We start from the raw sequence: 21,826 nt of genomic DNA, 5'->3' as shown, positions 1-21,826 counted from the left end.
TTATAACAGAAAGCAAGAGATTTTGTTAAAAAAACTCCTGCAAAACCAGCAAAATTTAAAAGCCGATGGAATTTACTCTTGCACTGGAATTTACTTTTTCAAGTCAGCTTAATTTTCTGTGAAAAAAGTATGTTCTTCTTCTGTCAAATGCTGTTTCTGTGAATATACAGCCAGCTTTCCGAATAGTCTTTCCGTTCTTTCTCACTCATCTTCCCATATTTCTCATAAGGAATCTTTGCCAGAACCATCTTTTCATTTCCACATTTAAAACATTCCACTTCATTTCTTCTTGAAACCGTCCGTATCCAGCCACATTTCGGACAAATATAAACTTTCATCATGTGTAACTCTACCTCCCTGTTACTTGTTTTTCTCTATACTCAGTTACAAAGTTACCACTTTCTTACAAATTCTGCAATGCCTTAGTGCTTTTGTCCCAGGGAATAATCTGTCCGGTAACGGGTCAGTCCGGGATGATAATAGGGATCTCCCTGCTTTAAAATATCAATCCAGCGGGTTCTCATATATTCAATCTCTTCCTGAAAACGGCGTACTTTCTCCTCTGTATCCTCCTGTCCTCTGGACTTTGATTCATAATGGTACGCTTCTACAGATGGTTCATATATAATAAGATAACCCTTCTTCCGGATTTTAAGACACAAATCCACATCATTAAATGCTACTGATAAAGCTTCGCAGAATCCGTCCACCTCACGGAACACCTTTGCCGGCACCATAAGAAATGCTGCTGTTGCTGCACTTAAATTCTGCCGCAGGCTGGCTCTATACATATACCCACTATCGCTGCGTACCTGTCCTACACACATATTGGCTGCAATTCCTCTGGCATGTCCACCGATGCCTATGACAATTCCGGCATGCTGTATCGTATCATCCGGGTAATAAAGCTTTGCTCCCACTGCTCCGGTATTTTCTTTTCCGCACAGGGTAAGCATCCGTTCCATGTAATCCTTTGTTATAATCTCAATATCATTGTTTAAGAACAAAAGATATTCACCCTTTGCATAGGATGCTCCATAGTTATTAATGGCTGAATAATTAAAAGTACCCGGTATTTCAGGTTTCCATTCTACCACACGGATATCCGGATACTGCATCTGCAGCTCTTTATAATAATCAAAGATTTCTTCGCTTTTACTGTTATTTTCTATAATGATAATCTCATAATTCCGGTAGCTGCCCTGCCGAATGGATGTGATGCATTTTTCCAAAGAAGCTTTTTCGTCTTTATTCGGTATCAGAATGGATACCAGTGGCTGCTTCTTTTCGTGACTGCCTGCTGCCATAGATGCATGCTCTACTCTCGGTGCATGCTCTGCCTTTGTATGATAAAGCACTTTGGGAATATGGATGATACTATCGGACTGCTTTGCCGCCCGGCAGATCAGTTCTTCTGTTGCAGGATTTCCGTCATTTTCTTTCAATGCCTGCAGGAATACCGTTTTTCTGATGCAGCATAAATGTCTGATATAACAGTAGTTTTCCAGATAATCCGGGCTGAAGTCCGGCTTTAAAAGAGGCTCTGCTGTCTCCGTTGTCTTTGATTCATCCGGACATCTGACATCTTCATCCGTATAAATCAAATCCGGCTTTCCGATTTCTTCCCAGTGAATTCCTGACTGCCTTGTCTCTTTTGGAAAAGCAATGGCATGGGCAAGCTCATAGAAAGCATCCGGTTCTAAGGTGTCACCCGCCTCAATAAGCGCTGCATATTCCCCGGAAAGTTCTATTTCTTTTCCGGTACAGAGCTTATCGATACAGGTTAGATTCCAGTTGGTATAGCTCTGCTGTTCTAACATAGCCAACGCATCTTCTCTATTTTCTCCCATATAAACACAACTGATAAGCGGTCGATAGGACCACTTATCAGATTCTTTTGTCTGTATCTTAAGTTGTGCTTCTGTCACCTTATGGGCTGCTGCATATTCTGCATAGGAAATCTGCTCCGGTTCTCCTTTTTCTTTCAGGCGGATAAAGAATTCCTTTAAACCATAATTTTTTAAATATCGGAAACCTTTTCTGAGGTTATAAAGGCTCAGTTTCATCTTGTCTCCTTTTTTCACTGCTCTAATCTCACTGCGCTAATCTCGTCGTTCTAATCAGGCAGCTTTATTTTCTAAAATTAATCTCTGTCATAAATATCTCTGGTATATACCTTGTCCTGCACATCCTCTAAGTCTGCACTGTTACGGTTGGATACAATAACATCGGACATCTTCTTGAACTCGTCTAAGTCATGGATTACTTTGGAATTATAGAAGCTGTCATCCTTTAAGGTTGGCTCATAAATCACTACTTCAATGCCCTTTGCTTTCAGACGTTTCATAACGCCCTGAATAGAAGACTGGCGGAAGTTATCGGAATTGGTCTTCATGGTCAGACGATAAATACCTACTACAGAAGGATTTCTATCTAAAATCTGCTGTGCAATGAAATCTTTTCTTGTCGTATTGGCTGCAACGATTGCTCCGATAATATCATTTGGAACATCCGCATAATTTGCCAGTAACTGCTTGGTATCCTTTGGCAGGCAGTATCCGCCATATCCGAAGGACGGATTGTTATAATAGTTACCGATTCGCGGGTCTAAGCCTACGCCTTCGATAATCTGTCTGGTATTTAATCCTCTTACCTCTGCATAGGTATCCAGCTCATTAAAATAGGAAACACGCAGTGCAAGATAAGTATTTGCAAATAATTTGATTGCTTCTGCCTCGGTGAGGTGTGCTAATAATACCGGAATATCCTCTTTGATAGCACCCTGTTTTAATAAGCCGGCGAACTCTTCTGCCTTTGCCCTTAAGCTTTCATCCTCTTTCGGATATCCACTACGATACGGGATGGATAGAGGTTATCATATAATGCTCTTCCTTCTCTTAAGAATTCCGGAGAGAAGATGATATTTTTGCTGCCAAACTGTGCTCTTACTTTTTCGGTATAGCCAACCGGAACTGTAGATTTGATAACCATAATTGCATCCGGTGCATATTCCATAACCAGCTTGATTACGGCTTCTACGGATGATGTATCAAAGTAATTCTTCTTCTCATCATAGTTGGTCGGAGTGGAAATGATAATAAAATCTGCTCCTTCATATGCTGCCTTTGCATCTGTGGTAGCCCGCAGATTCAATGGTTTCTCTGCTAAATATTCTTCAATCTCCTTATCGACGATTGGCGATTTCTTATGATTAATCAGATCGACCTTCTCTTCAACAATATCGACTGCCCATACCTCATTATTCTGTGCTAATAAAATGGAATTTGACAATCCCACATAACCGGTTCCTGCTACTGCAATTTTCATGTGTATCCTCCTTATTTTTCATTGTGTTTCAATTTTCCAAATATCATGCGTACTTCTTCACGCACCAGTTCATCCCCTAAGATTAAAAGCATAATGCCATAGGTTACTACTCCAATTATAATCATCAGTAACATATAAATCAAATAACTGCTGAAAGTTACCTTCTGAAACAGCACATATGCAATGACCATCGGAACGGATGCGATGACATATTTCCAGACACCCTGCATCATTCCCTTAAACGGTATCATCTTATGTCCTAAGATAATGCAGATTAACATTACCATTGCCTCTGCCAGTACGGTAGCAATTGCTGCTCCATCGTAGCTTAATACCGGAATCAGCAGGTAGTTAATGATAAGGTTACTGATTGCGCCACCCAAGGTTGCCCAGAAAATAATCTTCTCTTTCTTCTTTGGCATAAATATCTGATATGCAATAAAGCCGTTAATCGGCGAGAAGAACAAATTGATGGCAAGAATTCTCGATGTTGTAACACTCGGGAAAAACTCGCTGTAATTCTTACCGGATATCAGATGAATGACTTCCGGCGAAATCAAAAGCATACCCACCATACATGGTACAATTAACATCATCATAAAACGGAATGCCTGTTTTAACAGCCGGTCAAAGTTATCCTTCTGGTCATTTTCAAGATAATATGCCATCCGGGGCATGATAACCGTACTCAGAGATTTAATCAGCGTACACAAAACCTGATTCATCTTCGATGCCGTTGTATAGATTCCCGCATCCTTATCTCCCTTCATCCATCCCAACATTGTAATATCGGAATTGAGATAAATAACAGATGCAATCGAAACGCCAAACATATATACCATCGGTTTCATATGAACCTTGATATCAGCCCAATGGACTCTTGTTTCAAATAAATGGATGTAATGTCTGCTGTGAATAAAATTCAGCACACCGGAGCCAACGGTAGATACCGCAGTCAATGCCACATACCATGCCACATCACCTTCATTCCGTACCAGCACAAATAGCATTACAAGTGCTACTACCTGGAAAATGACAGAACGAATCGTAATATACTCATACTCTTCCAACAGTTCATAGAGCCATTCCATACCAAGGGTGGTAAATAGAACCGTAGAACTGCTGATTAACAGCAGCATTTCATAGCCATCAAACTTCGGCAGGAACAACGCACCTGCAAATCCGATATAAGCAAGCACCGTAAATACCAGATTGATGAAAAACATCTCCGAAGCAAATTTATTTAATTTTGCCTTATCGTCACGGATTTTTGCACCCTCTGTAATGGCATAATTATTAACACCAAAGGATGCTACCAGCTGAAAATAGCTGACAATGGATGCTACATAGGCAGCCCGTCCCACTCCGGCAGAATTCAGTACCCGCGTTGCATATGGATAGGTAATCAGCGGGAATACTATCGTCATCAAAACCCGAATCAGATTCATTATAAAGTTAAATTTGATTGATTTTACTTCTTTCACAATATGTCCTCGCTGTTACTTCTGCATTACCTCTAAATGTTCCAAGAGAATTCCAAGCGATTTAATCTGATTCTCCAGATTAAAGATTTCTTTTTTACGCTCGGTCTTATAAATATAATCCGTAGAGATATCCTCAAGATGAAGAATTCTTACCTCCGGACAGTATACCATCGGTATTCCCGCTTCTTTACATCTTAAATATAAAAGTTCTTCTTCCCGGAACATAAAGGTATCCGGCACGAATGCATCTTTATATTTTGTAAGATAAATCGGCGAGAAAATCAGACAGCAGCCATGCAGTACCAGCTCATCCTGATATTCCAAGGAGCCTTCTGTGCAGTCTTCATGTTTCTTTAATTCCGGCATGACATGAATCTTTCCAAGGAAGATGCGAAGCAGCAGCTTTGCTCTGTCCCAAAGATTCCAAAGCGGATAAATGGAAGAGGTAATGTGTTTTATCTCGTCTCATATACATGGCGTTCTTTTTTCAAACCCTCAATGGATGCAATTTCATAATACATGGCATTTTCCCTGCCATCCTTTAATTCAATATGCGGTCCCATTACTGCAAACTGATGTGCTTCATAGGCTGCCTCCACCAGCTGCGCAAAGTTATCCTGCAATAAAATCACATCATTGTTCATTACACAGATAAAATCGCAGTGCAGTTCTTCTCTTGCATATACATAGCCTAGATTGTTGCCTTTGGCAAAGCCGAGATTTTCCTTACTCAAAAGAACACTTACATGCTCTGTGTCTTTATAGCACTCCGCTAAATCTTTACCGGTTCCGTTGCCGGACGCATTATCTACTACCACAATTTCATAATCAGCCTGTGCCATTTTCTCCTGAATTGCCGCAATACACTTCTTTGTCATATCAAGAGTGCAATAATGCAATACCACAAAGCCAAATTTTTTCTTCTCACTCATCTTTGATTCCATCCATTCCAGATATCCTAATTGTGTAATAATAAACTGTCAATGAACAGCCATTTTACATGACAGACAAAATACCAGAACTTTGCTTTTCGGTATAATTTCAAAGCCTTTTTATCAGACATTTTTCCAGTCTTAACATATTCTAACCATGCCTTTGAAACGTCAAGTCCGTCCTTTGTTATCTTATCTTCATAGAAAGCAGCCTTCTCACCAGCCGGTTTCTCCTTACATTTATGCATGAAACTCATATCTGCCCAGTGACGTACGAGACTGTAGCGGATAAATTCCGGTGCAATCTTCTGCTCCAAGTCATAGTCCATCAAATTTCTAAGATAGTTGATAAACCGGGAATTTCCCGTCCAGATGCCGTCTCCGGTCTGACGATAGCTCGCCATAATATCCGGCATATAATATACATCCCCATGCTTAATAAAACAGAACGTAATGGTATTATCATTAAAATAATCTGCTACCACATCCTTCGGAATATCCTTGATATAGGCACTTCGCATCAGAATAGAATCCGGATGGAAATAGAAACGCCCCCAATAGGTTGTTCCCTTTAATTTCATCGTATGATTGCAGTTTAAAAATGGGGTATTTTCTTTCGTCTTCTCATCATAGGCATAGACATTGTGGGCACAGACTGCATATTTTGCATTTTCCGGCTGATCCATAATCTCTACCTGCTTCTGCAGTTTATGGTCATCGACATAGAAATCATCCCCATCGAGATAAGCAAAATACTCTCCCTTTACATACTGCAAAAGATTCAGACGGTTTCTTGATGCCCGCTGGCTACTGTTGTATTTCACACCAGGTTCCCGGTCCATCACATAAATTTCCATTCTGTCCGGATATTTCTGCTTCCATTTCTGTAATTTTGCCATGGTGCCATCGGTAGATCCATCGTCACCAATCAGTACTTCAAAATCAAAATCACATTTCTGGTCAAAGACACTCTGCAATGCCTCATCCACATAATCTTCCTGATTATAAAAAGTCACAAGGACGCTTACTTTCATACTATCCTCCAGTGCCTACAATGTAATGGAGTAGGTCAGGTTATTACAATAGGAGCTTCCGAAGTCTTCTTTGCTGGTAATCAGTCCCATGTTCAGATAATTACCCAAATCTTCGGTTGCTGTTCCCCAGGAAATCCGTTTATAGCCACGATTCTTCATTTCCACAATCATGGAATAATACATAAAGGTCATCGGGCTTAATTTATTAAACGCCTGTCTTGCAGCAAGATACTGTGTATGGGCACAGCCTACTTTATCGAAATAAAACATCATGGAACCTGCTAACATTTCATCCTCTTTGAAGATACCAAAGAATCCACATTCCTCCGGGAAACGGTCATTCTTGAAATCTAAAAGCTCTGCTAAAGTATGTACCGGTTTGGTATCATACTTGGAAAGGTTCTCACAGAGAATATCATAGAATTCTTTAATCTCATCATCTGTCGTCAGCGGTCTGCATTCCAGACCTTCCTTCTCACAGTTGTGTACATTGGTACGTTTTCCCTGTGCAAAGTTTGAAAGAATTGCCTCTTTATAAGTCGCGTAGTTTACATAAGTACTCAGCTCCTTATGCTCCGTATAGCCTGCATGCTGGAATGCATACTGGAATAAATCACTTTCTACTTCTGAGAAAATATCGGAAGTCATCTTAAGATAAGCCTCGTTATAGCCCTGCTCCTTAAGATAATCTTTTAATTCTTCTACTAATACCACGACATGTTTTGCATTGTGATGCTTCTTGTCGATAATGATACCGCCAAAGGTGGTTCCTTTGTGGGAGAAAAATACCTTTTTCCCATCCTGCTCCAATTCACATGCCGGAATCAGGGCTGCGATATTATTTTTCTCATTATATACTACCAGAGATACATCTTTAAATCTGCCTGCCGGATGATAATTGAAGAACCGGCGGCTCTGTAAAAAGGTTCCGTTTATGGATTTTTCTGTGATAAATTTATCCCACTGTTCCTCTAAACTGTCCTCATATTTTTCAAATCGAAACATAGTCTCTCCTCTTCTATTTGAATGCATTGATTGCATCAATGACATATCCGGTTTCTTCCTCTGTCATTCCATAATACATCGGAATGCTAAGCTCTGTTGCAGAAATCTCTTCTGCCAGTGGAAGCTCTCCCTTTTTGATGCCAAGCTTTCATATGCGCCCTGCAGATGCATTGGAATCGGATAATGTTTATTGGTTCCAATTCCCTTTTCATTTAAGAACTTCTCTAATTCATCCCTGCGTGCACAGCGGATTGCAAAGATGTGGAATACATGCTTCGTATCCGGCATTACAGTTGGCAGAGCGATTTCCGGATTCTTAATTCCGGCAAGATATTTCTCTGCTGTCTCAATACGGTTTGCATTCCAGCGGTCTAAGTTCTTTAATTTAATTCTTAAGAAAGCTGCCTGCATCTCATCCAGTCTGGAGTTATTTCCCTGATAGATATGATGATATTTATAATCAGAACCATAGTTGCCAAGGGCACGTACTTTATCTGCCAGCTCTTTATCATTGGTTACAAAAGCTCCGGCATCTCCTAATGCACCTAAGTTCTTGCCCGGATAAAAGCTGAATCCAGCTCCGTCTCCAAGACTTCCCACATGTTTTCCCTTATAGAGTGCACCATGTGCCTGTGCAGAATCTTCAATTACTTTCAGATTATGGCGTTTTGCAATCTCCATGATTTCATCCATTGGTACCGGCTGTCCATAAAGATGTACTGCCATAATTGCTTTGGTCTTATCGGTAATCTTCTCTTCGATTCTTGCCGGGTCAATGTCAAAGGACTCTAAAGTCGGCTCTACAAATACCGGAGTTGCACCTGTATAAGAAACTGCCAGTGCAGTTGCAATAAAGGTATTGGATGGAACAATGACTTCATCGCCTGTCCCGATTCCATATGCTTTCAGTGGAAGGAACAGTGCATCCAGTCCGTTACCTACACCTACACAGTATTTCACGCCACAATATGCAGCATACTCTTCTTCAAACTTTGCTAATTCTTCTCCCTGGATAAACCAGTTTTTTGCTAAAACCTGCTGAAATTTTCCGGTAAGTTCCTCCTTGATTTCATCATGCATTTTCTCAAATGACACAAATGGTATTTTCATGGCAATTCTCCTTTACTTATCCTTATTTTCCTCTTTTACAAATGCAAGGAATTTATCGTAATTCCTGATATAATCATTTTCATCATAATATTCTGATGCCAGTACCATCAGCACTGCATCCTCGGAGAAATCATACATTTCCCGCCACATATTATTTGCAATATATAAGCCTTCATATGGCTTGTCCAATAAGACCTCTGCCGTCTCACTGCCGTTATCCAGATGAATCTTACAGGTTCCATGAATCGGAATCAGAATCTGTTCTAAACACCGGTGTGCATGATAGCCTCTTCGTACACCATCTACGGTATCATACATATAGTAAACACGCTTAATTTCAAATGGAATATCACGCATCTCTTCCAATGCTACCAGCTGACCGCGTTCATCCCCATGCTGCTGAAATCTGTACTTAATCACTTCCATGGACATTCTCCTTCTTCCACATTGCTGTGCTTCACTTTTCTATTTTAATTCTTTTCTTACCCTTACTCTGCTTTTTCTTTGCCGAATTCCGGATTATCCAAAAATCCCTTCTGCTGATGTGATGGCCGGTATGCACCTTTTCGTGCCTGCAGCATATGGCTTATAAGATAACGAATGGCATCCGGATTGCGGAACAGCCGTAACAAAGTACGAAGATAAAGGTTTCTGATTTTATATAATCCCAATACCTTTTTCTGCTTCTTCACATATGGATTATCGCTGTACTGCTCCTGAATCATGGCATAGAAACGGTCTACATCCTGTGCAAGAAGCTCCGAGAAGCTGCTTTTCTTCTTAGTGGATACTCCGGTATCGGCTTCATACCATACCAGATAATCCGGGAAGAAATGCATCGGTCTGCCATCTAAGCCTGCCATCATCTGAAAAATATCTTCTGCATAAATGACCGTTCCCTCTATCTTCTTAAGATAAGTCATATAATAATCTACGGTATAACAGGTACATGCACCGGAAGCATTGTCCCGATACAGCACCAGATTCTTTACAATCTTATCCTCATTCCAGTTCTTATATGGAGATAAATCAAAGGGATGCGGAAATTCCACATAATCTACACCGCCATCTTCCCTGCGGCAATAACCCCGCATCAGTCCAAAGCAGGACTCATACCGGTTCTCTTCCATAAAATCATACACCTGCTGCAGGGTATGTTCATTATAGAATGCATCCCCCGGTCCAAAATCCCGGACATATTTACCCTTTGCCTTTGCCAGACCATCTATGAGGTTCTTTACCGTTCCCTGATTCTTCTCATGAGGAATAAGGGTATAATTTGCAAACTGGTGTGCCGCAAAATAAGCTTCTATCTTATCAAAACAGTTTTCTTCTGAACCATCATCTGAGACTACGATTTCGTAATCCTTAAAGGTCTGTGCCATGACAGAATCCAGTGTAACTAATAATTTCTTCCAGTCCGGATGATAGGTTACGATTAAAACAGTAAATTTCATCGTTGCTCCTTCTTGTTAACTTATACAGTTTACTATGTTTTCTTAAAATTTGCAACTTACAGCCTTCCGATGAGGAACAGTACTCTGACAAAGATTTCATCAATCATTCCCTGACGCAATTTATGCGGATAAAACACTTTTTTCAATGCTACTATTGGATGAAATCCCTCTTGTGTAAACAGATAAAGAGTCTTTCTATCTTCTTCACTCAGCTTATCTTTATATAATTCCGCATATTCACGAATCTGACGTCTGATATACTTAAAATAGTGATTCAGGAAAAACTTTTTAAACCTCCAAACTTGTGCTTTCCAAAAGCTATCCCCGCTGTTACTAACATTGCTCCCTGTTCTACGGTATTTTACGGTTGCACGTTCATCATATATAACCTTTCCCATGCCAACACACACCATATACATCCACCAGTCGTGTCCGGTAGAATATTTTGGCATCTGTTCTGTTACCATGTCCTTAGCTTTACGGTTAAATACACTGTTAAAGCCCAATGAAACACAGTCTACCATTGAATTTGCAAAAGATATATTAGGATGTTTACAGTCCCTATGTGCCACAAAATTTAACCCGCCATCATAATAATCATAATTTGAGAAATACAAAACAGGAACATCCGATGGGCTTTTATCCAGCAATTCCAATGCCATTTTTATCTTATCCGGAAACCAAAAATCATCCTGATCACTAAAGGCATAATAATCTGCTTCACCGCCATTTGCAATCAGCCACTCAAAACTTTTCACAAAGCCGACATTTTTTCCTGCTTCAAGATGAACTAGGCCTCGTTCTTCATACTCTTTTAAAATAGTCAGTGTTCCATCTTTTGAACCATCATCTCTTACATATATTTCAATATTTTTATAAGACTGTTCCAATATACTTTCTATCTGTTCACGAATATACTTCTCTCCATTATAAGCCGATAATAATACATTTACTTTCTTATCCATATGAATCATTCCTTACTTTTCATTTAGCTTACCTACAAAGCCGATTTCCGTATCATATATCCTTTCCAGTGAATCAAAATATGCCTGTTCATCCTGATAAATCTGGCTGTCTTTTAATACCAGTATATACTCTGCTCCAGAATCATTCAAATGATTAAAATAATCTGTGTGATTCGGATCACTCTGTCCCCAGCCATAATATCTTTGATTCGTAATTGCCTGATACCACAAATCATCCTCCCAGTATCCTGCCATCGGAACAAGTTCCTCTCCTTGTTCTAAAAGTTCATTGTAAACCCAATGATATAATTCCTCTTTCTCTTTCGAATATCCTGGCATCCAAAACGTTATGTAATTATAATGCAATAAATCATTATATGCTTCTGCCTTATATGACGAAACCATAAGACTATTATGTATCTGGATACGTTCCTCTACTTTTCCCAGATACATTCCAACCAAAAATACCCAGGTAATAAAGCATCCTGTTATCAGGACTCTGGTCTGCTTTTGTGCATAAACGACTCCATAAAATACTAATACAAAAGCTATTAACCACAACAAAAAATATATTTTATAGAAGTAATATGTAGATGCCTTACCTGTAACCGTTTTCCAAAGCAGTAACAATGTAAATACAAATGTGTAAGGTGCCAAAAACAATACAAGATTATTATCCCCTTTCTTACACATTGCATAGAATCCAAATAAAATCAGCGGTATATATATAACAAAATTAGAAAAAAGATCCCTGTAGCATGCCCCTTCATTCACAATTGCACTGGATACCGTTACCCCATCTTTAAATACACCGGCATATGTATATACAAATCCAAGAATACACGGAATCAGGAACACTGCCAGACAGGTTACCACAGTGTCTCGTGATACTAACTTATGCATTTTCCATTGTTTTACAAAAATGCAGGTAATTAGTGCAAAAAAGGCCACCGGCATAAACATCACATAGCATTCAAAAATAGCAAGGCACCCCAGCATCAGGAAAATGATGTTCATCCATTTTCCCATATTCTCTTTTAAATACATATCAGTTAAAATAATCAACATACCTACAACGGTAACACCCATTCCAAGATATGTAAAACCATAAATCATGGAACACATAGGATATCCAATCATATATACAAAGGAAAGAATGTACGCTGCAACCCTGCCGAAACGGTCTTTACTATACTTTCTTGCTATTCCATAGAAAACAAATGCAGAAAGGCACACCTGAATCAGTTCACTCAAAACATAAAAACGGTAGTAATAGTCCACTGTTGCCAGTGGTGCCAGCATCTCTATAAATAATCCATTCCAAACAGTTTCATAAAACATACTTGTAACAGTTCCGTCATTCACAAGGTCCATTGCTGCCCGGAAATGATTCGCTGGATCAATTGTAAGGAAATTAAGATTAAGAGCTGTTCCACCATATCTTGTTTTTGCAAAAATAATTAAAACAACTACGGCTGTTACGACAAACATCAAATCACTTACCGCAAACTCATATTTCTGATATTTCTTCTTTTTCCAATTAAAAAACCATACTATACCTCCTGTTATCATATCAATGATTCCAATTGATATAATATTTATCGGGATATGTACTAAATCTAAAACCGCCGCCCAAAATGTGTGATAACAGTTTAATAAAATAAGCAACATTACTATCCATGTCACTCCGGTCTGTTTTTCTTCACTTTTATACAAGCCAAAAATACTGCTCCAAACTATTATCACTGCTGCCACAAAAAAAGCTGTACTACCAATGTTCCATCCCATTCCTCTATTCGCCCTTTCTCCTTAATAACAGGTCTTAATCAGAATAAACAATGCATAAAGAAGCATTATTCCCATGATTGCAGATACCTTTATTGTAAAATGATTTATGTTATGTTTTATTTTATCACTGACTAATGCGATAAATGGAAGAATTATAAGAATAATAAAATATCTTCCCTGTACTCCTCCCACAACAGCAGCCCCTACCGGGTTTGCATAACCATCAGCAATATACAGTCCGAGCATCACTGCCACTGCTGTAATTATAAAAGTAACGATTAGTAATACCCTCTGTCTTACTTTTATTTTTCCATCCATACTCTGACCATCCAGCATTCCAACTGTAGTCAGAAAACACGGTGCAATAATCATAAGCATACTAAGCGGATAATTCAGGCTTCCCAGTATATTAAGCTGATGCAAATATTCATTTGTTTGTACCAAAACAGTAGAGAATATTACCTTTACACCCACCAGCGGATTAGCCATCAGATACTGTAACTGTGTCATATCACTGGATGCTCCACCAACTGCCTGAAGCCCACTAATTCCCGTTGAAACCCGAGACATGATATAAATGCATAAAATAGCAAATGGTATCAAGGTTATTGCAAATGCTTTCCAATACTTTCGGTTACTTTCAAATTTATTCTTTGGAATCAAAAATACCAACAATCCCATACATGCATAAACATATTTACACAAGAACATTCCAAGTAACAAAAAGCCCAGCAGTAACGTATGTTTCCATGACAACTTGACATTTTCATCAAAAGCATAATATAAACATAACGCAATAAATAAGAACCCAAATCCATTCAGTACCGCATCCTGCGAAAGCGAAGCTGCCTGATATATACTTAAAGGCATTACTGCCAGCATTGCAAGTAAATTCTTATAGCAGGGAATAAAACGAATTGCAAAAAATCCAAGCATAACATAAGTTAACAGGTTAAACAGTCTTCCCATCAAAATGACACCATAGATACTTAAATTCAATGCTCTTCCAATGAAAATTCCAAGTCCCTGTGGCCAATATACAATCGACGTCACACTTTCATAATATGTCATTTCAACCTTAACATTTGAAAATTTATGAGTTTTTAAATAATTTACATATTCACTTCCTTCACTTCCATCCGGTGTTATCTGCCGATATGAAATATCACTCACATTCTCAGGAACATTTATCACACCATCCCCATGGGAAAAATTACCAAAAGAGCCCAGTATATTTCCATAAGAAACATCCATTGCCTTATAAAAATGCGATGGACCATCACATTCCTGAAACGGCGGATTAATTAACGCCATTGCAATTCCCATTACTGTTGCTAAAATAACAAATATATACTCCGGACGTTCTAACCGTTTCGGCAACACACAAATACCAACAACTACAGCTGCTCCTAATCCGAATAAAACAAAAAATGCTAGATTTAATCCTCCGCCGTAAATAACAGACATCCGAAGTCTTGTTCCTGACTCCTGATTATTTACTGCCATATCGGATTCATAATCCCCTTTCAGTACACAGTAATTCACCTCATCAACAGGAGTTTCTTCCTGCAGCGTAAGATATACTTTCTGTTTTCCACTCACCTCACCAGATGAAAATGAAAAACTTATTACCGACTCTTCCCCCCTGGAATCCGGTAAATCGGTCTGTGCGCTAGCTAGTAATTCATTTGTATCTGCATTATAAAGTCCTGCATCTATAACAACATTCTGACCTGAATCATTTGTCATTAAAAGTGCAATCGACTGCACACTCTCTTTTATTTCAAAATACTGTGTAACAATCGTCTCTTCAGCTGGAATTACATCATTCTCTCCACTTCTATCATTATAATTATCCTGTCTTGATTCATAAAATACGTTTCTATGTTTTACCATCAAAACTGAAATTATTAAAAATACACCAATTGCGATCCAATATTTAACCGGAATTTTTTTTATTTTCTCTTTCATTTCTGCTTACCCACACCTCGTTTTCTATCTTTTAAATGCAATATCAGACATACTCCAGCTAAAACAATGATTCCAAGTACACTTCCTATAATACCTTCCTTTAACCTTGGAATATGATATACCGCCTGCACATTATGAACTCCAGGTTTCAGTCTTACTGCAGTAAATCCATAATCACCATTTATGATTGTTTCTTTTTCCTCATCTACATAGATTTCCCAGCCTTCCTGATCTGGAATAGTCAAAAGCAGAAATCCTTCCTTCTCATTCGAAACAGTACCTTCAAGTGAAGAACCGTCTACTTTAAAATCTCCAATGTCCGTCTGTCCAGGTTCTTCCTTTGATAACATATCCTGTCTGTCCCTGACAATCAAGGTATCCCCTAAAAGTTTTCGGCGACTTCCTTCATCCATTTTTTCACATTCTTCCTGTGAAATAGTTTTTTCATAAAAAGAAGCAACTGAATCTGCATATATATTTTGATATATATATACCTCCCCTATTTTATGTACATATTGGCACCAGGAATAATCAATTTCAGATGTACTTAAAATATATTTTAAATTAATCAACCGCATCGGATAAATCTCTGTTTCATCTGTCACAATAAATGCCCTTTGAGCATCTGTCACCTTCTGGCTACTGTACAGATTTGTATAAAAAGATGACAAATTGCGATTTATGGTACTATTATAATCAGTTATAGCAGAATATCCGGCTATCAATGAATCTCCATACGTTGAAGAAAATGAGTATGTCTTCTCCACGCGGTAAAAAGAATCATCTTTCTCCTTTAAATATTTCAATGCATCTATCGTATCATTTCCCATCCCTTTATCAGAATAAATTATTTTTTCTCCCGAAGCATAAGCCGTTACCCGCTCATTATTGGTAATATAATTTTCCCTTCCCACAGAAATAATCAGACATATTCCAAGGAAAACTTCTACTATCCCCCATATCTTTTTTGTTCTGCAAAAATATCCAATTCCAAGCAATCCTGCAAAGATCAGGCACAAAACAATAAGCTGTCCATCATATTTTATCACTTCACCAGACGCTCTCCGACCGGTCTGTAACAGCACTCCAACACTTGCCGCCAGCCCCAATGCCAATCCAAAAATACTGATTTTTTTTCTTACAATCAGACTTTCCCATTCTGTTGCTACCAGCAATGCTGCTACCGGCATGATTACAAAAGTATATCTTGCCTGCACATATGCAAATCCATTAAACGCAATGGCAAATCCCGGATTATACAAAATAAATACGCCTACCATTGTCACAAAGATTCCATATACCAGCTGTTTTGTATTTTTGCACTCTCTTATTTTACGTACAAGAAATTGTCCCAGAAATATAAATATAAATACAGTAAGGCAGACATTTGGCATCTCATAATAATTTCCCCAACCCGTTGCATGCTCTAACTGGTTAATGCAAAAAGTATTATTTGATATAAGACGACCCGTTGTTTCTATATTGGCATCCATTGTATAAGTAGAAAACAGACCACTTAAAAACTTTGTAATTGCAGACTCACTGGAATCCAGCCTTGTCGAACTGGAAGTCAGGTAAGATGCTGCCGGCAATAATGTCACCGCATCCATAAATACGCCACATATAATTGTTCCAAAGACTGTTGCCGCACGTTTTAATCTGTCTTTCCATTGCCAGTCCAGCTCCGGATTAATCAGCCTGAGTACACAGTATATTGCAGCAAATGCAAGTGCCATATATGTATTATAATAACTGCATAATGTCGATGCTGCGACTGCAACTCCCAATCCCGCAATATATTTTACTTTGACTTCCCGTAACAGTTTCTCCAGGAAAATCAAAATTATTATCTGGTATACACAAATTGTTCCCAGCAAATAATGTTGTCCCCATAACATCAGATAACCATTAAATGCATAAAGATATCCGCCAACACATGCTGCTTTTTCTGAAACATGAAACATTTTCAAAAAATAACGGCATAAAAGTGCCGATAAAACAATCTTCAATATCTGCGCTACTACAAGCAGTCTTCTTACCTTTGAGATTCCACCGATTACTCCACCTAATATTACAAACAATCCAAATGGATCCAACGTCTGTGAAATATTGTTCATCAGACTTGTTCCCAAACCATAATCCCAGTTCCAGATACCAAATGTTCCTTCCTGTATTCTTCTTACACAGTTCATGTAATATGGATAATACTGCTGGATGGTATCTGAGCCAATATCCGCAAAGATAAAAAGTCTGTCACCAAATATATAATCATGAAAAATATATAATACGGTGATACCAACCACAAAAAGAAATACTGTAATGGAAGCAGTTTTTTTTAGTTTTGTTCTATCTTCCGAAATATATTCCACACCTTTTACCAGTACTCCAACCAGCAATAATACAATTGCTATTTTAAAAATAGCCTTCTTATGAATTCGTACATACACTTCAAATGGATTTCGATAAGAGATTTGGTTAATATTATAATGCAGTCCCTGTACATCTGAAATCAATAGTTTAATATACTTTGTTCCTTTTTCCACCTGAATTGGATTATGCCCCAGCTGATAAGTATATGTTGCTGGATCACTATTAAATTCTTTTGTTTCTGACTGCCAGATAAAACCTGTAATTTCCTGATTCAGTTGATTCATTTCAACATCCAAGAGTTTATCTGCATTTACCGGAATAATAAAGAAACTGTCTTCTCCCGTAATATATCCATCCTCATCCTGGATTAAATCATTAGCAGAGCTTTTTATTTCTTCAAGATTTTGTTTTTCCTGCTGAAAAGTAAAATATATTTTCCAGTTGTCAAATCCCCGTTCTCCAACCGTTCCCACCAGAACCAGCCCTGCAAGAATCAGAACCAGTTCTGCAAACAATACTGCTGCATTTTTTAACCATTTCTTCCTATCGACTTGAATCTGCATCTTCCTTCTCCTCATTCAGCATCTGGCGTACCACATAAAGGGGTCTTTGTTTTGACTGCATAAAGATATTTCCTACATAAATGCCTACCAGACCGACTACCATAATAATAATTCCTCCGATGAGACAGTTGGTTGCTACGATACTGGTCCAGCCTGCTGCCACATGACCGGTAAAATAATAGATAATCAGTCCGATAATCACCAGTGCTGAAATGATGGACATCAGAAATCCAAAGCCCATGGTGAATTTCAAAAGTTTATCCGACTGGGAGGTTAAAATCTCTCCCGCCATCTTAAAACGCTTCTTCATGTTATAAGAGGATTTTCCCTCAAAACGGGAATCGTGTTCCACATCAATTGCTGTCTGCTTAAAGCCAAGCCATTTCACATAAATTACAAAGGCACGGTGCATTTCCCGCATCTTGCAGTAATTATCGATTACCACCCGTTTGCTGATGCTGAAATTACAGATTGCCGGGTCATAGTGTCCATCCGATGCAAAGGAATAAATCTTATAGAATATTTTAGATACTAATACCTTTAAGAAAGAATCTTTTCTATGTACTCTTCTGGCAAAGACCACATCATAACCTTCCTGAGCCTTGCGATAAAGATTCGGGATTTCTTCCGGTCTGTCCTGTAAATCACAGTCCATCACCACTACCCAGTCTCCTTTTGAGGCATCCAGTCCTGCAGTTATTGCCATAATCTGTCCGAAATTCCGGGATAATTCAATCCCCTTTACACGGCTGTCCTCCTTACAGATTTCTTCGATTACTTCCCACGAATTCTGCGGGCAGGCATCATTTACCAGAATAATTTCAAAATCATCGGTGATGGTACTTACCGATTCCACCAGACGTCTATGCAATTCATGCAGCGCTGCCCGGCATCCATAGACCGGAACTACAACTGATATATCCATTTTCATACCCTCCTATAGGTAAAACACGATAATGCCAAGCAGTATCAGTGCATTTCCAAATACTTTACGCTTTGTAATCGGCTCTTTAAAAAAGAAAAAGCTTAAAATCATAATTAAGATATAGCCCAGGGATTCAATGACCGGGCCATTCTTATATTCAATTCCATGATATGCCAGAATCGTCAATACGGTAGTTCCTACCATCATGGCATATCCAATGATGACATATGGATTTAAGTATTCCTTTATTACATTATCATATTTTTTTGCAGCACTTTTCTTTAACAAAATCTGCGAAAAGGAAGCTACTACTACGGATGCCACCAGAAAAAGCCAGTATATCATCTTTTAACCCTCCTTATTCACAATCATGGTGCCGGCAATTACCAGAAGGACACCAATAATATTCTGTACCGAAATATGTTCTCCAAAAATCAGTGCTGCCCAGATCATAGACCACAAAATCGCAATGCTCCGGTTTGCATATGCTACCGACAAATCAACCCTTTTGATAATCTGCTGCCAGAAAATGGCATACAATCCAAGGATGCAGATTTCCACTCCGTAACACAGAATAAATCCCATGGATAAGAACTCATATCCTGCTGCAAACTTCGCTGCCACACCGGATAATGTGTATATCATAATTACCAGCTGCAGTAAAATCAGCAGTATCCACTTTTTCTTTCCTTCTACTTTACTCATCGTTCCAACCAATCCTTAATCTCTGCCTGATTTTTCCCAGCCAGAATGTAATAACCAAAACGGCTTCCACTGTCTACTACCTGATGTTCCCCTACCGGCTCCATTTCACTGACCATCTGAAGCAGTTCCGAACTTTTGCTCTTAATCTCCTCCAAAACATCCAGATCCTTCTTTGTAAACACAAAGCGAATTCCCGCACACATCGGCTCATGTGCCGGTGTCAGATCCGGCTTTTCGCCCAGAGCAGTCTCAATTACCATGCGGACAAAATCATATCCGGATGATAAATATACCAGATGGGAGCCAATACAGTCGCCACCCATACGGGAACCGATTTCAATGATTCTTACATTTCCATCGGCATCCAGTTTAAATTCTGAATGAGAAGCACCATTTTCAATCTCAAGAGCAGTAAGTGCCTTCGGAATAAATTCCTTCACCCGGTTCATTTCGATTTCAGAAAGCTCTGGTGGCTCCATATGTCCGGTCTCAATAAAATGAGGATATCCTGTGGTATATTTCTTTGTCACCGCCAGCACATGATGTCTGCCCTGATAAGAAATACATTCACAGCTATATTCATTGCCTTCGATATATTCTTCAATAATTGCCTTCTTTTCAAAGGAATTACGCACTGCCTCTTCCACTGCCGGAGCAATCTCTTCAAGACGTTCCACCCTCATAATACCGCGGCTTCCGGAACGGTCGGTCGGTTTTACTATCATTGGAAACTGCATATCTGCTACAGCTGCCGCGTAATCATCCCCTTCACATACACTTACAAATCCCGGCGTTGGGACACCATGTTTTGCAAAAGCCTCCCGCATGGCATACTTATTGGTCGAAATATAGATACATTCTGCAGAATTATGCGGAAGTCCCAGCTGCTCTGCCAGATACTGCACCGTAATATTTGCAAGATCAGATGCTATGGTTGCTACCGCATCCGGCTGGATCTTACGGCATTCCTCTAAAATTGCCTCTTTTTCCACGATACTGACCGGATAGAAATAATCCGCTGTCCGCTCTCCGATGGAGCCATCTTTCCATGCAAAGACATGTGTCTCATAACCCATCTCTTTTGCCTTTAAAATGAGCGGATTCTGAAAAGAATTCGCCCCTATAATCACAATTTTTTTCATATTGCCTGTCCTCCCGGCATTTAACTTTCTTTGCGGCGGCTTGCGATAAACTTATCCCATCTTCCGCTTTCTAATTCTTTTTTATAATCTTCCATAATCGCACGATAAGAAAGGTATTCCGGCACAAATCCGAAATCTTCCTTCGCCTTTGTCATATCAAACAAAAAGGATGGTGTATTATTCGGCTTGTCCGGACGGTATACAATCTTAGAGCCCTTATCCGGTCCGAATACATCAATAACAGTCTGCACCTGCTTCTCTAAAGTAAGTTCTGTACCGGATGTCATATTATAAAGACCATAGGTCTTATCACTGCGTAACGCCAGCACAAATGCTCTTGCAACATCCTTTACATAAATAATGTCTCTGGAAATCTGTGGGTCACCCCAGATTTCAATGTCTTTTCCGGCTTCTGCATTCTCAATAAAGGTCTGGATTCCGGTCTTATAATATTTACCATTCACATAAATCTCAGAATGAGGTCCTACTCCGTATACCGGTGGCAGGCGGAAAGATGCACACTGCATGCCATGCTGCTCATTATAATATTCCATCACATCATTGGCTGCATTTTTGGAAATCACATATACTGCATGGTCTCCTGTATACATGAAATCTCTCGGTTCTGTCTCCTTAAGTGCAACACCCTTTTTCCATGCATTTCTTACATCTGCATAGCTACTGGTAGCGATCACTTTCTGAATGCCATTCTTGCGGCAGTACTCCAGCACATTTATCGTTCCTTCCACATTGATGCGAATATAATCTGCAGCATTCTCATCCTGTGCAATGTCCACCGGTGCATTTGCCGGAAGAAGTCCAGCCAGCAGGATCACACCTTCTACACCCTCTGTCGGAAGTTTATCAAAATCTTCTTTCTTAGAAATATCAAGTGATATGCAGTTCACGCCCTTTGCAGCCAGTTCCTGTTTCATTATCTCATTTCTTCCGGTTGCAAGCACTTCATATCCATCCTCTAAAAAACGGTCAACCGTATACATTCCAATAAATCCTGTTGCTCCGATAATAATAACCATAGTCTTATCTT

At 39.1% G+C, this 21,826-nt stretch carries 19 protein-coding genes and 1 pseudogene; all 20 read right to left on the bottom strand.

All coding sequences use genetic code 11. The features are described from left to right. Positions 1-143: 143 nt before the first annotated feature. Positions 144-341, bottom strand: a complete 198-nt coding sequence (locus DW059_RS10100) for a hypothetical protein (protein WP_022244445.1) — start codon at positions 339-341, stop codon at positions 144-146. Positions 342-422: 81 nt separating this feature from the next. Further along, the gene (locus tag DW059_RS10095; RefSeq protein ID WP_117698698.1) at positions 423-2,066 is read right to left on the bottom strand and encodes a glycosyltransferase family 2 protein; all 1,644 of its coding nucleotides are present in this window, start codon (positions 2,064-2,066) and stop codon (positions 423-425) included. Positions 2,067-2,143: 77 nt separating this feature from the next. After that, positions 2,144-3,327: pseudogene (locus DW059_RS10090) on the bottom strand (nucleotide sugar dehydrogenase). Positions 3,328-3,338: 11 nt separating this feature from the next. Then, positions 3,339-4,811, bottom strand: a complete 1,473-nt coding sequence (locus tag DW059_RS10085; protein WP_118172998.1) for a flippase — start codon at positions 4,809-4,811, stop codon at positions 3,339-3,341. A 15-nt stretch (positions 4,812-4,826) separates the two neighbouring features. Continuing rightward, positions 4,827-5,177, bottom strand: coding sequence for a glycosyltransferase family 2 protein (locus tag DW059_RS10080; protein ID WP_117698696.1), 351 nt, complete (start codon positions 5,175-5,177; stop codon positions 4,827-4,829). A gap of 89 nt (positions 5,178-5,266) precedes the next feature. Then, on the bottom strand, positions 5,267-5,743 hold the full coding sequence (locus tag DW059_RS10075; RefSeq protein WP_158552105.1) for a glycosyltransferase family 2 protein: 477 nt from the start codon (positions 5,741-5,743) through the stop codon (positions 5,267-5,269). A 26-nt stretch (positions 5,744-5,769) separates the two neighbouring features. Next, a complete protein-coding gene (locus DW059_RS10070; protein ID WP_117698694.1) occupies positions 5,770-6,777 on the bottom strand; it encodes a glycosyltransferase family 2 protein in 1,008 nt (335 codons plus the stop codon). 15 nt (positions 6,778-6,792) lie between these two features. Continuing rightward, entirely contained in the window at positions 6,793-7,782 is a 990-nt protein-coding gene (locus tag DW059_RS10065) for a GNAT family N-acetyltransferase (RefSeq protein WP_022244451.1), read from the bottom strand. A gap of 63 nt (positions 7,783-7,845) precedes the next feature. Continuing rightward, on the bottom strand, positions 7,846-8,892 hold the full coding sequence (locus DW059_RS10060; protein WP_330408378.1) for a DegT/DnrJ/EryC1/StrS family aminotransferase: 1,047 nt from the start codon (positions 8,890-8,892) through the stop codon (positions 7,846-7,848). 12 nt (positions 8,893-8,904) lie between these two features. Beyond that, on the bottom strand, positions 8,905-9,318 hold the full coding sequence (locus DW059_RS10055; RefSeq protein WP_117698693.1) for a sugar 3,4-ketoisomerase: 414 nt from the start codon (positions 9,316-9,318) through the stop codon (positions 8,905-8,907). Between the two features lie 62 nt (positions 9,319-9,380). After that, positions 9,381-10,349 (bottom strand): glycosyltransferase family 2 protein, encoded by a 969-nt coding sequence (locus tag DW059_RS10050; protein WP_117698692.1) that lies wholly within the window; start codon positions 10,347-10,349, stop codon positions 9,381-9,383. Positions 10,350-10,405: 56 nt separating this feature from the next. After that, positions 10,406-11,314 carry a glycosyltransferase family 2 protein gene (locus tag DW059_RS10045; RefSeq protein ID WP_158552104.1) on the bottom strand — a complete coding sequence of 303 codons (909 nt, stop codon included), beginning with the start codon at positions 11,312-11,314 and terminating at the stop codon, positions 10,406-10,408. A gap of 12 nt (positions 11,315-11,326) precedes the next feature. After that, positions 11,327-13,102: a hypothetical protein gene (locus DW059_RS10040; RefSeq protein ID WP_117698690.1), complete on the bottom strand. Its 1,776-nt coding sequence runs from the start codon at positions 13,100-13,102 to the stop codon at positions 11,327-11,329. 21 nt (positions 13,103-13,123) lie between these two features. Beyond that, positions 13,124-15,073, bottom strand: coding sequence for a DUF2142 domain-containing protein (locus tag DW059_RS10035; protein WP_117698689.1), 1,950 nt, complete (start codon positions 15,071-15,073; stop codon positions 13,124-13,126). Beyond that, complete coding sequence (locus tag DW059_RS10030) at positions 15,070-18,006, bottom strand: YfhO family protein (protein WP_158552103.1); 2,937 nt, start codon at positions 18,004-18,006, stop codon at positions 15,070-15,072. Before DW059_RS10030 ends, DW059_RS10035 begins: the two co-directional genes overlap by 4 nt. Further along, positions 17,987-18,931 carry a glycosyltransferase family 2 protein gene (locus DW059_RS10025; RefSeq protein ID WP_117698687.1) on the bottom strand — a complete coding sequence of 315 codons (945 nt, stop codon included), beginning with the start codon at positions 18,929-18,931 and terminating at the stop codon, positions 17,987-17,989. The genes DW059_RS10030 and DW059_RS10025 overlap by 20 nt, the downstream gene beginning before the upstream one ends. Before the next feature lie 12 nt (positions 18,932-18,943). Continuing rightward, positions 18,944-19,276, bottom strand: a complete 333-nt coding sequence (locus tag DW059_RS10020; protein ID WP_117698686.1) for an EamA family transporter — start codon at positions 19,274-19,276, stop codon at positions 18,944-18,946. A 3-nt stretch (positions 19,277-19,279) separates the two neighbouring features. After that, complete coding sequence (locus DW059_RS10015; protein ID WP_117698685.1) at positions 19,280-19,636, bottom strand: transporter; 357 nt, start codon at positions 19,634-19,636, stop codon at positions 19,280-19,282. Continuing rightward, entirely contained in the window at positions 19,633-20,778 is a 1,146-nt protein-coding gene (locus DW059_RS10010) for an ATP-grasp domain-containing protein (protein WP_117698684.1), read from the bottom strand. The genes DW059_RS10015 and DW059_RS10010 overlap by 4 nt, the downstream gene beginning before the upstream one ends. A 20-nt stretch (positions 20,779-20,798) precedes the next feature. Beyond that, positions 20,799-21,815, bottom strand: a complete 1,017-nt coding sequence (locus tag DW059_RS10005) for an NAD-dependent epimerase/dehydratase family protein (RefSeq protein WP_117698683.1) — start codon at positions 21,813-21,815, stop codon at positions 20,799-20,801. Positions 21,816-21,826: the final 11 nt, after the last annotated feature.

This window comes from Roseburia sp. AF42-8 (assembly GCF_003435965.1).
Classification (GTDB): Bacteria; Bacillota; Clostridia; order Lachnospirales; family Lachnospiraceae; genus Roseburia_C; species Roseburia_C amylophila.
The sequence above is the reverse complement of the archived record's forward strand: the minus strand, read 5'-3'. Positions and strand labels throughout refer to the sequence as shown.

Bases quoted from the DNA above. Each gene is read 5' to 3' on its own strand.
- DW059_RS10100 (WP_022244445.1), bottom strand. From the start codon at position 341: ATGATGAAAGTTTATATTTGTCCGAAATGTGGCTGGATACGGACGGTT.
- DW059_RS10095 (WP_117698698.1), bottom strand. From the start codon at position 2,066: ATGAAACTGAGCCTTTATAACCTCAGAAAAGGTTTCCGATATTTAAAA.
- DW059_RS10080 (WP_117698696.1), bottom strand. From the start codon at position 5,177: ATGCCGGAATTAAAGAAACATGAAGACTGCACAGAAGGCTCCTTGGAA.
- DW059_RS10075 (WP_158552105.1), bottom strand. From the start codon at position 5,743: ATGAGTGAGAAGAAAAAATTTGGCTTTGTGGTATTGCATTATTGCACT.
- DW059_RS10070 (WP_117698694.1), bottom strand. From the start codon at position 6,777: ATGAAAGTAAGCGTCCTTGTGACTTTTTATAATCAGGAAGATTATGTG.
- DW059_RS10065 (WP_022244451.1), bottom strand. From the start codon at position 7,782: ATGTTTCGATTTGAAAAATATGAGGACAGTTTAGAGGAACAGTGGGAT.
- DW059_RS10060 (WP_330408378.1), bottom strand. From the start codon at position 8,892: ATGAAAATACCATTTGTGTCATTTGAGAAAATGCATGATGAAATCAAG.
- DW059_RS10055 (WP_117698693.1), bottom strand. From the start codon at position 9,318: ATGGAAGTGATTAAGTACAGATTTCAGCAGCATGGGGATGAACGCGGT.
- DW059_RS10050 (WP_117698692.1), bottom strand. From the start codon at position 10,349: ATGAAATTTACTGTTTTAATCGTAACCTATCATCCGGACTGGAAGAAA.
- DW059_RS10045 (WP_158552104.1), bottom strand. From the start codon at position 11,314: ATGGATAAGAAAGTAAATGTATTATTATCGGCTTATAATGGAGAGAAG.
- DW059_RS10040 (WP_117698690.1), bottom strand. From the start codon at position 13,102: ATGGGATGGAACATTGGTAGTACAGCTTTTTTTGTGGCAGCAGTGATA.
- DW059_RS10035 (WP_117698689.1), bottom strand. From the start codon at position 15,073: ATGAAAGAGAAAATAAAAAAAATTCCGGTTAAATATTGGATCGCAATT.
- DW059_RS10030 (WP_158552103.1), bottom strand. From the start codon at position 18,006: ATGCAGATTCAAGTCGATAGGAAGAAATGGTTAAAAAATGCAGCAGTA.
- DW059_RS10025 (WP_117698687.1), bottom strand. From the start codon at position 18,931: ATGGATATATCAGTTGTAGTTCCGGTCTATGGATGCCGGGCAGCGCTG.
- DW059_RS10020 (WP_117698686.1), bottom strand. From the start codon at position 19,276: ATGATATACTGGCTTTTTCTGGTGGCATCCGTAGTAGTAGCTTCCTTT.
- DW059_RS10015 (WP_117698685.1), bottom strand. From the start codon at position 19,636: ATGAGTAAAGTAGAAGGAAAGAAAAAGTGGATACTGCTGATTTTACTG.
- DW059_RS10010 (WP_117698684.1), bottom strand. From the start codon at position 20,778: ATGAAAAAAATTGTGATTATAGGGGCGAATTCTTTTCAGAATCCGCTC.
- DW059_RS10005 (WP_117698683.1), bottom strand. From the start codon at position 21,815: ATGGTTATTATTATCGGAGCAACAGGATTTATTGGAATGTATACGGTT.